At 65.5% G+C, this 12,989-nt stretch carries 11 protein-coding genes; 3 read left to right on the top strand and 8 right to left on the bottom strand.

From position 1 onward, the window contains the following. Positions 1-63 precede the first annotated feature (63 nt). Positions 64-1,848, bottom strand: a complete 1,785-nt coding sequence (locus AC1VNY_RS29310) for a tetratricopeptide repeat protein (RefSeq protein WP_038386068.1) — start codon at positions 1,846-1,848, stop codon at positions 64-66. A gap of 538 nt (positions 1,849-2,386) precedes the next feature. After that, positions 2,387-4,045 carry an electron transfer flavoprotein-ubiquinone oxidoreductase gene (locus AC1VNY_RS29305; protein ID WP_482407787.1) on the bottom strand — a complete coding sequence of 553 codons (1,659 nt, stop codon included), beginning with the start codon at positions 4,043-4,045 and terminating at the stop codon, positions 2,387-2,389. 194 nt (positions 4,046-4,239) lie between these two features. Here AC1VNY_RS29305 and AC1VNY_RS29300 point away from each other — a divergent pair, with 194 nt between their 5' ends. Next, positions 4,240-5,061, top strand: a complete 822-nt coding sequence (locus AC1VNY_RS29300; protein ID WP_482407789.1) for a uracil-DNA glycosylase — start codon at positions 4,240-4,242, stop codon at positions 5,059-5,061. Between the two features lie 118 nt (positions 5,062-5,179). Here AC1VNY_RS29300 and AC1VNY_RS29295 read toward each other — a convergent pair whose 3' ends face one another. From AC1VNY_RS29295 to AC1VNY_RS29275, 5 genes are all read right to left on the bottom strand, one after another. Continuing rightward, a complete protein-coding gene (locus tag AC1VNY_RS29295; RefSeq protein WP_482407786.1) occupies positions 5,180-5,761 on the bottom strand; it encodes a hypothetical protein in 582 nt (193 codons plus the stop codon). A 101-nt stretch (positions 5,762-5,862) separates the two neighbouring features. Then, positions 5,863-7,371 (bottom strand): glycosyltransferase family 39 protein, encoded by a 1,509-nt coding sequence (locus AC1VNY_RS29290; protein WP_482407785.1) that lies wholly within the window; start codon positions 7,369-7,371, stop codon positions 5,863-5,865. Positions 7,372-7,647: 276 nt separating this feature from the next. Beyond that, positions 7,648-8,415: a ribonuclease HII gene (locus AC1VNY_RS29285; RefSeq protein ID WP_482407784.1), complete on the bottom strand. Its 768-nt coding sequence runs from the start codon at positions 8,413-8,415 to the stop codon at positions 7,648-7,650. A 94-nt stretch (positions 8,416-8,509) separates the two neighbouring features. After that, positions 8,510-8,956: a VOC family protein gene (locus tag AC1VNY_RS29280; protein WP_038386063.1), complete on the bottom strand. Its 447-nt coding sequence runs from the start codon at positions 8,954-8,956 to the stop codon at positions 8,510-8,512. A gap of 124 nt (positions 8,957-9,080) precedes the next feature. After that, positions 9,081-10,259: a PA0069 family radical SAM protein gene (locus tag AC1VNY_RS29275; RefSeq protein WP_482407783.1), complete on the bottom strand. Its 1,179-nt coding sequence runs from the start codon at positions 10,257-10,259 to the stop codon at positions 9,081-9,083. A 165-nt stretch (positions 10,260-10,424) separates the two neighbouring features. Here AC1VNY_RS29275 and AC1VNY_RS29270 point away from each other — a divergent pair, with 165 nt between their 5' ends. Beyond that, positions 10,425-10,994 carry a glycosyltransferase family protein gene (locus AC1VNY_RS29270; RefSeq protein WP_018273373.1) on the top strand — a complete coding sequence of 190 codons (570 nt, stop codon included), beginning with the start codon at positions 10,425-10,427 and terminating at the stop codon, positions 10,992-10,994. Between the two features lie 139 nt (positions 10,995-11,133). Next, a complete protein-coding gene (locus AC1VNY_RS29265) occupies positions 11,134-12,075 on the top strand; it encodes a bifunctional helix-turn-helix transcriptional regulator/GNAT family N-acetyltransferase (RefSeq protein ID WP_482407782.1) in 942 nt (313 codons plus the stop codon). A gap of 197 nt (positions 12,076-12,272) precedes the next feature. On the opposite strand, the gene moaB is transcribed toward AC1VNY_RS29265, so the two are convergent. Beyond that, a complete protein-coding gene (gene moaB, locus AC1VNY_RS29260; protein ID WP_482407781.1) occupies positions 12,273-12,836 on the bottom strand; it encodes a molybdenum cofactor biosynthesis protein B in 564 nt (187 codons plus the stop codon). Positions 12,837-12,989: the final 153 nt, after the last annotated feature.

Below are 12,989 nucleotides of genomic sequence, written 5' to 3'. Positions count from 1 at the left end.
ACCCTGGCCCTCCCCCGCAAGCGGGAAAGGGAACGGTGGGAGCTCAGCAAGCGGACGGGAGGTCTAGCCGCCCTTGCCGTCGTCGTCCTTCTTCTTCTCGGCAGCGGCGGCGTTGGAGGTATCGTCCGGCAGGCCGTTGTCGATCTTGGCCTGGATCTTCGGCAGCTCTTCCGGCTCGGGCTTGAGGTCGCGGGCATGCGCCCACTGGAACTTGGCTTCCAGGGTGCGGCCGACGCGCCAGTAGGCGTCGCCGAGATGGTCGTTGATGGTCGGATCTTCCGGCTTCAGATCGATCGCGCGCTCGAGGTTCTTCACCGCCTCCTCGTAATTGCCGATCCGGTAATAGGCCCAGCCAAGCGAGTCGACGATGTAGCCGTCGTCAGGACGCTGATCGACGGCACGCTTGATCATCTTCATGCCTTCGTCGAGGTTGATGCCCTGGTCGATCCAGGAATAGCCGAGATAGTTCAGCACATGCGGCTGCTCGGGCTGCAGCTCGAGCGCCTTGCGCATGTCGGCCTCGGCCTTGTTCCACTGCTTGGAGCGCTCCTCGCAGATGCCCCGATAGTAATAGGTGACCCAGGCATTCTTGTCGCCGCCGGCCGGCAGCGCGTCGATCGCCTGCGAATAGGTGGTGGCGCAGTCGGCGAACTTCTTGCGGCCGCGCTCGATATTGCCGAGCGCCAGGATCGCCTCGATGTCCTTCGGCTGATCCGATGTGACTTCCTTGAGGATCTTGATCGCCTCGTCGCTGCGGTCGGCGGCGTCGAGATTGGTCGCGAGCTGGATCTGCGCGTTGCGCTTCAGCGGCGAGGACGCCGGCATCCGCTCGTAGACCTTGATCGCCATCTGCGGCTTCTTCACCGATTCATAGAGATCGGCGAGCGACAGCAGCGCCAGCGGATGGTTGGGCTGCAGATAGAGCGCGAGCTGCAGATAGACCAGCGCGAGGTCCTCGCCGCCGCGGCGCGTCAGCGTCGCGCCGATGCCGTACAGCGCCTCGGCCGCGCCGGCCTGCGGCGACTCGACCAGCGGCGGCAGCTTCTTGCCGGCCTTGGTCTCCTTGATGCCTTCCAGCACCAGCGGGTGACGCGGCAGCTTCTTGTCGAAGGCCTCGTACATCGCGGTCGCGGCGGCCGCGTCCTTGTTGCGCGAGGTCCAGCGCGCATATTCGTCGACCGTGCGCAGCATCGAATCGTCGAGCTTGTAGACCTTCTCGAAGCGGGCGCCCGCGTCCTTCTCCTTGCCGGAGAGCTCGTAGATCATGCCGGCATGCAGGTCCTTGAAGATCGGGTACCATTCCGGGCCGGTCAGCTTGTCGATCGAGGCAACCGCGGCCTTGCTGTCGCCGGCGCCATAGGCGGCCCAGGCCGACAGCAGCGTCGCGACGAGATCGGTGATCGGGCCGCGCACCGACTGGTTGATGTTGGACTGCGCGGCGGCATATTTCTTCAGCTTGAGATCGCGCACGCCGACGACCAGGCGCGCGACGCGATTAGCCTTGTCCTGGGTCAGGATGCGGTCGGCAAGCTTGACCGCCTCCTCGATGTCGCCGTCGGCGAGCGAGGAGATGAAGGCGCGGTCGAGCAGCTCGGAATTCTTCGGGTCGGTGCGCAGCGCCGAGCGGTAGAACGCCGCGGCCGAGGTCGCATCGCGCTCGACGCTGGCGTGGCGAGCGGCGAGATAGCTGCCGGCCGTGGTCAGCGACTTCAGGTCGTTCTTGGACGGGAATTGCGCGGTATTGTCGGTCGGATGGTCCGGCGTTTGCGCTGCAAGCTGCGCAGGCACGGCAAGCGCCGCGGCAGCGAGAACGGCAATCGTCAGGCGGTGGAATCGGGTGGACAGCATCACGGTCGCCTTGCTCCAGGGATTTACGCCAAGATGGATTTTATGGCCAAGATCTTGCGATCAGTCTCAAAATGCGAACCCAAGCGGCGGCATCACGGCGGGGGACAATGCCGCTTTTGGCGCTTATCCGCAAGGATCGCCCAAAGGCAATCCATGACGAATCAATTGGCAGATTAGGCCTTTAGGCCCGCCGATCCAGCCAGCCCCCGCAAGACGCTTCCACTATGGCGGTATCGTGACCGGGCCGGGCATATTCGCGCGCGGACGCAAAAAGCGCCCCGGGAGGCTCGCCACGCGGCCAGTTCCACCTCTCCCCTTGTGGGCGAGGTCGGAATTCAAGCGAAAGCTTGAATTCCAGGTGAGGGATTGAGGTCTATCCGTCGATCGAAGTCCCTCGATGGACCGGTCCCCTCACCCGGATTGCACCTGTCGATGCAATCCGGCCTCTCCCACAAGGGGAGAGGCGCAGCGCAGGTTGCGGCAACTCGCGCGGCCGCCTCACGCAAATGTGGTCGGCCGCCTCGAGCCCACCCTCGCCTTACATCGCCTCGTAGTTCGGACCGCCGCCGCCCTCCGGCGGAACCCAGGTGATGTTGCCGTTGGGGTCCTTCACGTCGCAGGTTTTGCAGTGGACGCAGTTCTGGGCGTTGATCTGGAAGCGCGGGCCTGACGACTCCTCGACCCATTCATAAACGCCGGCCGGGCAATAGCGGTTGGAGGGGCCGGCGAACACGTCGTGCTCCGAGGTCTTCTGCAGATTGAGGTCGGCGACCTTGAGATGGACCGGCTGGTCCTCCTCATGGTTGGTGTTGGACAGGAACACCGACGACAGCTTGTCGAACGAGATCTTGCCGTCCGGCTTCGGATAGGCAATCGGCTGGTGCTGCTTGGACGGATCGAGCGTCTTGCGGTCCGGCTTGGCGTGCGACTGGGTGCCGAACAGCGAGAAGCCGAGCGTGTTGCACCACATGTCGAAGCCGGAGAGCGCCATTCCGAGCAGGTTGCCGAACTTCGACAGCAACGGCTTGGCATTGCGGACCTTGAACAGGTCCTTGCCGATCGCCGACGAACGCCAGGCGTTCTCGTATTCGACCAACTCGTCATTGGCGCGGCCGGCGCCGAGCGCGGCCGCGACATGCTCGGCGGCGAGCATGCCGGAGCCCATCGCATTGTGGACGCCCTTGATGCGCGGCACGTTGACGAAGCCCGCCGCGCAACCGATCAGCGCGCCGCCCGGGAACGAGAGCCGCGGCACCGACTGGTAGCCGCCCTCGGTGATGGCGCGCGCGCCATAGGCGAGCCGCTTGCCGCCCTCGAACAGCTCGCGGACGTCGGGATGGGTCTTGAAGCGCTGGAATTCGTCGAACGGCGACAGATACGGATCGTTGTAGTTCAGATGCACTACGAAGCCGACCGCGACGCGGTTGTCGTCGTAGTGATAGAGGAACGAGCCGCCGCCGGTCTTGTCGTTCAGCGGCCATCCGAGTGTGTGCTGAACCCGACCCTTCTTGTGCTTCGCCGGGTCGATCTGCCAGACCTCCTTGAGGCCGATGCCGAACTTCGGCGGCTCGGAGTTGGCATCGAGATTGAACTTCGCGATCAGCTGCTTGGACAGCGAGCCGCGTGCGCCTTCGGCGAACAGCGTGTACTTGCCGAGCAGCTCCATACCGCGGGTGTAGGAATCCTTGTGGCTGCCGTCCCTGGCGATGCCCATGTCGCCGGTGGCGATGCCGCGCACCGCGCCCTTGTCGTCATAGAGCACCTCAGTGGCGGCGAAGCCCGGATAGATCTCGACGCCGAGCGCTTCCGCCTTCGGTGCCAGCCAGCGGCAGACATTGCCGAGCGAGCCGATGTAGCAGTGATGATTGTTCATCAGCGGCGGCATGATGAAGTTCGGCAGGCGGAACCAGCCTTGCGACGTCGTCCAGTAGAAGCGATCGTCCTTGACCTGTGTCTTCAGCGGACAATCGGCGTCCTCGCGCCAATCGGGCACGAGCTTGTCGAGGCCGGCCGGATCGATCACCGCACCCGACAGGATGTGCGCGCCGACCTCGGAGCCCTTCTCCACCACGACGATCGAGAGCTCCGGATTGAGCTGCTTCAGCCGGATCGCGGCCGACAGGCCCGACGGGCCGGCGCCGATGACGACGACGTCAAATTCCATAGACTCGCGCGGAGGAAGGTCTTCAGCACTCATGATCTTTGATCTCAGCCCATTGAGAACGCTTCTAAGCTTTTCAGAGGTCGTTGTTTCCGATTTTTAGCGGAAGGACAACCATGGAATTGCGCTTGGCGAGGTTTCGCGCGGCCGCGACGCCACAGGAGCATAATCTTTTCCAAAAACCAGCCTCCACTTTTCCCGTTCATGCTAAAATTACACCCATGATGGCCCTGCCGCCCGAGCCCACCCCTACACTGCAGCAATTGCTTGCCTTTTACCTCGAGGCCGGGGTCGATTGCGCGCTTGGCGATGCGCCGATCAACCGGCTCGAGGAGCCCGAGCCAGTTCCCGCCCCTGCCGCGCCGCGTCCATCAGTTGCGCTCAATCCGCTGCGGCCGACGCCGATGCCGTCAGTTCCGCGCAGCGAAATCACCGTGGCGCCGGATGCCGCGATCGCCTCCGCGCGCGAGGCTGCGCGGACCGCGCCGACGCTTGAAGCCCTGCGCACGCTGATGGAGAATTTCGACGGCTGCGCGCTGAAGCACACCGCGACCAAGCTGGTGTTCGCCGACGGCAACCCGCAGGCGCGCGTGATGTTCGTCGGCGAGGCGCCCGGCCGCGACGAGGACATCGAGGGCCTGCCGTTCGTCGGCCGCTCCGGCAAGCTGCTCGACCGCATGATCGCCGCGATCGGGCTCGACCGCAGCAAGGCCTATATCGCCAACGTGATCCCGTGGCGGCCGCCCGGCAACCGCACGCCGACGCCGCAGGAGACGCAGGTGTGCCTGCCCTTCATTCAGCGCCATATCGAACTCGTAAATCCCGACGTGCTGGTGACGCTCGGCAATCCCTCGACGCAGGCGCTGCTCGGCACGCGCGAGGGCATCATGCGCACGCGCGGCAAATGGATCGACTACGACACCGGCACCCGCACGATCCGCGCCGTCGCCACCTTCCATCCGGCCTATCTGCTGCGCTCGCCGTCGTACAAGCGGCTGTCGTGGCAGGATCTCCGCGCGATCGCAAAGGTGCTGCAAGCGGGGACGGCGTAGCTTCGTAGGATGGGTAGAGCGCAGCGAAACCCATCATTGCGCGCCGCGGATACGAGTTGGGTTCCGCGAAGTTTATTATCGGGCCGCGCTTTGCGCGGACCCGCTGGCTCTACCCATCCTACGCAGCCGCTTCCGATCGGACTTGCGTCAACCCGTAATGCTTCGCCAGGAGACAGGCGATCCATTCGCGCTCAACCCCGCTTGCATTCGGTGCGATGTCTATCCGATCGGCACCGACGTCAATTGTCAAACGCCATTGGCCAACGACGTTCCCACGCAAGCGAAGGGACTGAAGTTGCTGGCGGTCAAGATCGACATGTACCTGCTTGGGGAAGCTGATAGCCCTGCCTTTCAGCAGCAGCGGAACCAGGCCGGAGTCATAGCCAACGCTATCACGGTCCAGCGTAAGCGTTTCCGGTACCGCGCCGCGGCGGCGGAGCAGGCGATAAACTACGCAAGCAGTGAGTGCCAGGCCGGGCGTCCATAGTCCCATCCAAATCACGAGGGACACGTTTCCCTGTCCGGATAGAACCATTGAAGCTGTATGGATCAAGGCGATCGCCCCGAAGAAGAGAAGGAATACCATGAGAAGCCCCACCAAGAGGGCCATCGGATTGTCCGGCTGGGGGATGACAATTACTGGGGCGGAGCCTTCCGTGACGACGGAAATTTTTGAGCCTGCAGGCGGATTGAAGTCCATTTTGTGCCTCGCCCAGTCGCAGGACGGGTAGTCGATCGTAGGGTGGCTAGAGCGGCCCCAGATTTCGCTGCGCTTCATCCGGGCTACGGCTCCACGTCAAATCACGTCCCCTTCGGCCGCACGATCGCCCAGCCGATCCGCAGCACCGGCTGCCGTCCGTTGACCAGCCGGTCGAACGAACGCGGCACTTCCGGCACGAGGCCGGGGAAGCGCTGCGCGATGTCGGGCGGCGGCGTGCCGGCGGTGTCCTGTGCGCGCCACACCACGACGCCGCCGGTCTCGTTGAATTTTGCGACCGACAGCCACGGCGTCCGCTGCGGCGTGGCGTCGAGCAAGAGATGGGGGCGGCGGCGGTTCATCGCAATCAGGCTGGCAAGTTCGGGATCGCCCGCCACCGCGCGCAGGCGCTGGTTGGTGCGGCGCTCATAGCTGTCATCGAAGAAGCGGCCCAACGCGGCTGCCGGCAGCGAGGTGGACGCTTCCGTGGTGCTGGTCCAGGGCAGGAACAGCGTCGCCGCCAGCGCCAGCGCGGCGGGCGCCGCGACCGCCAGGGCCCAGACCGAACGCAGCAGCCGCTGCCGCCTGAGCGGAATCATATCGCCGGTCGCGACGACGACGGCGAGCCCGGACATCAACAGCGCCACGCCGGCGCCGCCGAACGCGCGATCGAGATTGAACAGCCCGGAGACGAAGCTGCTCGCGATCGCCGGCGCGAACGCGAAGAAATACACGAATTGCCGCGCCAGCGGACTGACCGGCGGACGGTAGATGATCGGGGCATCCTCAGTCTTGCCGGCGAACCAGCGCGAATTGAAGATCGCCAGCAGCGCGATCGCGGCGGTCGCCACGACCAGCCCGCCGAGCACCACGCCCCAGCGCAGCGCGCGCGCCTTGAGATCGGCGAGTGCAGGCAAGGCCGGCAGCGCCAGCACGTCGGCGCGGAGCAGCCAGATCAGGTAGGGCAGCGCCAGCACGATGATGACCAGCAGCGCGTAGATCGGATCGACCGATTTGAGCATGCGCCGCCCGCGCTCGGTTGCGAGCGCAAAGCCCGTCACGAGCAGGATCATGCCGATCGCCGCCGGCGTCGTCAGCAGCAGCAGGCCGCAATCGATCGACCAGGCGAACCAGGCGCTGCGCCGGTTCTGCCCGATCAATTGCCAGGAATGCAGCAGCAGCAGCGCCCAGAGCGGGCGCGCCAGGATCAGCGGGCCGAACTCGACGCTTGGCGAGGAGAACACCACCACCGTCATCGACAGCAGCACCGCCAGCACGCCCTGCGGGCCGCCGACGATGGCGCGCGCCAGGGCGTAGAAGGCGATGAAGGTGACGATTTCGCAGACCTGCGCCAGGAGATAGACGCCGAACACGTGATTGCCGACGGCGCGGAAGGCGATGTCGGCGAGCCAGAACGCGAGCGGCGGCCCCATGTCGGTGCCGACCTGATATTCGCGGCCGAAGGCGAGGATGGCGGCGAGGTTGCCGGGCGGGCTGCCGTAGAAGATGGCCGGCAGGAACAGCCAGATCGCGGCCTGCGCCAGCACCACGATCCAGACCACGAGGCGCGGCCGGGCGCGGATCAGTTCGACAACCAGGGAGGTAAACCGCATGAAACGCCTGAAATGCCCCAGCCACCCCTATCAAGCGGCGCCATCTGATCCCGAGGGTTTTTGATAAACGGCGGCGGCGGTGGAGGCAACGGTGTCGCGCCAGACTGCACTGTAAAGTCAGTCTCCGCTGTCATCCCCCCGCTTCCGCTGTCATCACCCGCGAAAGCGGGTGATCCAGTACGCCGCGGCCTCTCGATCAAAAACGACTGCCTCTGGAATACTGGATCGCCCGCTTTCGCGGGCGATGACGGCGTTGCGTGGTTGGAGACGGTGCGCTTACGCCGCTTCGGATGCCGCGGCTTCGCTTTCCGCGTCGATCGTGAACAGATCCGGCTCCGCCGGGACGGGGAAATGCTTCAGCCGTGCGGCGACGACGGGCGCGAAGAAGGTGCGGTGATGGCTGCTGGGGCCGAGCCGGTCGAGCGCCTCGAGGTGCTCGGGGACCGCATAGCCCTTGTGCTGCTCGAAGCCGTAGCCGGGACAATCCAGCGCCAGCGCGCACATCAGGCGATCGCGCGTCACCTTGGCGATGATCGAGGCCGCCGCGATCGAGGCCACGATGCCGTCGCCGCCGATCACGGCGTCGCAGTCGCAGGGCGTGGCGAGCTTGTCGCGGCCGTCGACGAAGACGTGCTTCGGCATTTCCGGCAGCGCGTGCACGGCGCGCGCGAGCGCCCACAGCGAGGCGCGCAGGATGTTGTCGCGATCGATCCGCGCCCGCGACGCCACCGCGACCGAGAACGCCGATGTGGCGCAGATCTCCTCGAACAGTTCCTCGCGGCGCTCGACGGTCAGCCGCTTCGAATCATCGAGGCCCTTGGGAATCCGATTTGGGTCCAGCACCACGGCGGCGGCGACCACGGGACCCGCCAGCGGCCCGCGCCCGGCCTCGTCGCAGCCGGCGACCGGCCAGACGCCGCGCTTGATCAGCGCGCGCTCGCGCCGAAAGCTCGGCCGCGTCACCACGATGACGCGCTTGTCCGGCCCGGCCGGTTTCTTCTTCGACGCGATCTTAGACGTGCTGTTGGACTTGTCCCGAATCATGCGGGGATCGTGATCAAGCCCGGCCCGCGGCGCAACCTGGAACCTGGCGCCCTTCCCCGTTATTCAATTCGCCGCTTTAATCGGGATCGGCGCTCTAATCGGGAATTGACACCCGGCGGTCGTCGCGAACCTCAAAGCCCGGCGCGCGTACCACTTCCCAGGCGTGGCCGTCGGGATCGCCGAAATAACCGCAATAGCCGCCATAGCTGGTGGGCTGCGCGGGCTTCAGCAGCCTGGCGCCCTTCGACAGCGCGAACGCCATCACACGATCGACCTCGGCGTCGTCGTTGCAGTTCCAGGCGATCGCGACGCCGCGGAACGCCGACGGCCGCGGCTGATCCGGCAGCCCGGCATCGGCGGCGAGCAGATGCCACGGGAACAGGCCGAGCACGGTGCCGCCGGTCTCGAAGAAGGCAACCTCCTCGCCGGTCGCGCGCATCTTCCTGGTGAAGCCCAGCGATTCATAAAAGTCGATGCTGGCGCGCATGTCGCTGACGCCGAGCGTGAGGACGGTGAAGCGTGCGGTCGGGGTGTTACTCATTGTTGCACTCACTGTTTGACGTCTTCGTAGCCCGGATGGAGCGAAGCGCAATCCGGGAAGTCTTTGGCCAGGGGTCGACGAGCCCCGGATTTCGCTGCGCTGCATCCGGGCTACGCGCCCTCACCTAGAATAGACTGAGTTGCTGTCCGTTGCGCTTCGGCTTGGCGAAGTGATCGGTAGTCAGCTTGGTCCGCCGCTTGTTGAGGCCGAGCTTCTCGCAGGCGATCTCGAAGCGGCGGCCGATCATCCAGGCCATCGGGCCGGTGCCCTTCATCCTGGTGCCCCATTGCGAGTCGTAGTCGCGGCCGCCGCGCATGTCGCGGATCAGCGTGAAGACGTGACGGTAGCGGTCGGGATGGTTCGCCATCAGCCATTCGCGGAACAGATCGCGGACCTCGAGCGGCAGGCGCAGCAGCACGTAGCTCGCCTCCCTGGCGCCGGCATGCGCGGCGGCATCGAGGATACGCTCGATCTCGGAGTCGTTCAGCGCCGGGATCACGGGCGCGACCATCACCGTGGTCGGGATGCCGGCGTCGGCGAGCCGCTTGATCGCCTCGAGCCGCTTCGGCGGGGTCGAGGCCCGCGGCTCCATGGTGCGGGCGAGCTTCGGGTCGAGCGTCGTCACCGAGAGCGCGACCTTGGCGAGATTGCGCTTGGCCATCCGCGCCAGGATGTCGATGTCGCGCACGACCAGCGCCGACTTGGTGACGATGCCGACCGGATGGCCGGCGCGCTCGAGCACCTCGAGAATGCCGCGCATGATCTTCCGGTCGCGTTCGATCGGCTGATAGGGATCGGTGTTGGTGCCGATCGCGATCATCCGCGCCTCGTAGTCCGGCGCCGCCAGTTCCTTCTCGAGCAGCGCGGGTGCGTCCGGCTTGGCGAACAGCTTCGATTCGAAGTCCAGCCCCGGCGACAGGCCGAGATAGGCGTGGGTCGGCCGCGCGAAGCAATAGACGCAGCCGTGCTCACAGCCACGATAGGGATTGATCGAACGGTCGAAGCCGATGTCGGGCGAGTCGTTGCGGGTGATCACCTTGCGTGAGGTGTCGAACGCCACGCTGGTCGTGAACGGCGGCAAATCTTCGAGGCTCTGCCAGCCGTCGTCGAAGGCAACGCGCGCCTCGGCCTCGTAGCGGCCGCTGGCGTTGGACTGCGCGCCGCGGCCGCGCCGCCGCTCGCGCTCGATCGCGACCGCAAGCTCGGGAAAAGGAGCAGGAACAGGTGAAGGTGCACCCGCCGGGTTATCGGAGGGCGCCGTTACCGGCGGGTGCTTGAGGGCATGAGAGGATGCTCGGCTCATGTTCTGAAGCTAACACAGCACGAGAACAAATCAAGAACGTGAACGGAGAAATTCCACAGAACCTTGCTACAAAAATTCTGCAGGCGAACAGGCTGCTTTGAATATGACAAGGTGATAACACGGCCGGAGTTTCTCCATCGTTTGAGCCATCGAAGCCTCAAAATCATGCTGAGCGTGATCATTCCAACCGACGGCGTCGAGCGCACCGCGGTCGCAACCCTGGCGGCGCTGGTGCCGGGCGCGGCCGCGGGCGTCATCCGCGAAGTGCTGCTGGTCGACCGCAGCAACAGCGATGTGATGGAGCGCGTCGCCGACGTCGCCGGTTGCCGCTTCCTGCGCTTCGAGGGCACGCGCGCCGCGGCGCTTGCGGCAGGCGCGCGGCAGGCGCGGTCGCCCTGGCTGATGTTCCTGCATCCGGGAGCGGTGCTCGATGCCGGCTGGATCGAGGAAACCACCCAGTTCATCCAGATGGTGGCGGCCAGCGGCAAGGACCGCGCCGGCATCTTCCGCTACGCCCGCGCGCCCTACACCGACCCCGGCCTGCGCGACGGCCTCAAATTCGTCGCCCGGATGATCACGGGTCCCTCGGCCGAACAAGGCCTTTTGATCGCGCGCGAACATTACGAGCGGATCGGCGGCTACCGGCCCGATGCCCGCCGCTCCGAGGCGCGCCTGCTGCGCCGGCTCGGCCGCTCCTCCCGCACCATGCTGCGCAGCAGGATCATGGTGGCCTGAAGCGTTTTCAAGCGAAGTGGGCACCGGTTCGCGTAAAGAAAACGCGTCAAAACAAGCCTGAAGCTTAAGTTCTATCTTCAGAACCTAAGCTTGAACAAACCGCTTGCGGATTATTTGATTCCGTCAAATAATATATTTGATGAAATCAAATTCCCATGACACTGCCCTCGAGAGCCAGGTTGCCGCGGTTCGCGGCTTCAGCCGGTTCTATACCCGCAAGCTCGGCATCATCGAGCCGAAGCTGCTGCACTCCACATTCACGCTGCAGGAAGCGCGGATCATCTACGAGCTCGCGCATCGCGAAAATTGCACCGCCACCGACCTGGTGCGCGACCTCGACCTCGATGCCGGCTTCGTCAGCCGCACGCTGGCGGCGCTGCAAAAGCGCCAGATCGTGACCCGCAAGCCGTCGAAGGCCGACAAGCGCGTCAACGAGGTGGCCCTCACCGCCAAGGGCCGCACTGCTGCCGCCGATCTCGACCGCCGCTCGCGCAGCGAGGTCGGCGCGCTGTTGCGGCAGATGGACAGCGACCGTCGCGCCGCGGTGGTGCGCGCCATGAGCACGATCGAGCTATCGCTGGAGCCGCCCGCCGGGAAACCGGTCGGCTTCCTGCTGCGCAGCCATCGCGTCGGCGACATGGGCTGGGTCGTCTCGCGGCAGGGACAAGCCTACGCGGAGGAATATGGCTGGGACATCAGCTACGAGGCGTTGGTGGCCGAGATCTGCGCGCAGTTTCTGCGATCGTTCGATCCCGCCCGCGAGCATTGCTGGATCGCGGAGGTCGACGGCGAGCCGGTCGGCTCGATCTTCCTGGTCGACGGCGGCGACGGGGTCGCCAAGCTGCGCCTTTTGCTGGTGGAGGAGAAGGCACGCGGGCTCGGCGTCGGCCGCGCCCTGGTCGAGCAATGCATCCGCGCCGCGCGCGAGAAGGGCTACAAAAAGATGACGCTGTGGACCCAGAGCATCCTGGTCGCCGCGCGCGGCATCTACGCCCGCGCCGGTTTTCAGCGCGTCAAGGAAGAGAAGCATCACAGCTTTGGGGTCGATCTGGTCGGCGAGACCTGGGAGCTGGAGTTGTGAAGCCGCAGCGCCGAGAAGTCTGGACTGCGTAGCCCGGATGGAGCGCAGCGCAATCCGGGAACGATGCGGCCGCGGAAGAGACTGCCCCGGATTTCGCTCCGCTCCATCCGGGCTACGGCAGCTCACCCTTGAGATTCCGGGCTCATCACTGCGCGATGCCCTCAGATGCGCAATTGCGCATCGGGGAATGACGGCTGCTACGCGCTCGCGCCCTTCGCCTTCGGGCGGCGCAGATGTTCATCCAGCCGCGGCATGATCTCGACGAAATTGCAGGGGCGCGTGCGGTAGTCGAGCTGTGCGGCCAAAATGCCGTCCCAGCCGTCGCGGCAGGCGCCGGGCGAACCGGGCAGGCAGAAGATGAAGGTCGCGCCCGCAACGCCGGCGGTGGCGCGGCTCTGGATCGTCGACGCCCCGATCTTTGCGTGGCTCAGCATGTGGAAGGCGATCGAAAAGCCGTCCATCCGCTTCTCGAACAACGGCTCGACCGCCTCCGGCGTCACGTCGCGGCCGGTAAAGCCGGTGCCGCCGGTGGTGATGACGGCGTCGACGGCGGGATCGGCGATCCAGCGCCGGATCACGGCTCTGATCGCCTCGACATCGTCGGTGACGATCTCGCGCGCCGCGAGCTTGTGGCCGGCCGCGGTGAGACGGTCGGCGAGCGTGGTGCCCGACTTGTCATCCGCCAGCGAGCGGGTGTCGGAAATCGCAAGTACCGCGATGTTGAGCGGGATGAATGATTTGGATTCGTCGATCGAAGGCATCGTGTACCTCACACACTGACGTCATCCTGAGGTGCTCGCGAAGCGAGCCTCGAAGGATGGGCCACGGGCGCTTCATCCTTCGAGGCTCGCCGAAGAGGCGAGCACCTCCCGAGTGAGCGCGAGTGCGCTCATCCGGGGATGACGCGGTCTAGA

It is taken from the genome of Bradyrhizobium ferriligni (assembly GCF_056837965.1).
Note: the sequence above shows the minus strand (reverse complement) of the source record. Positions and strands in the feature narration are given on the sequence as shown.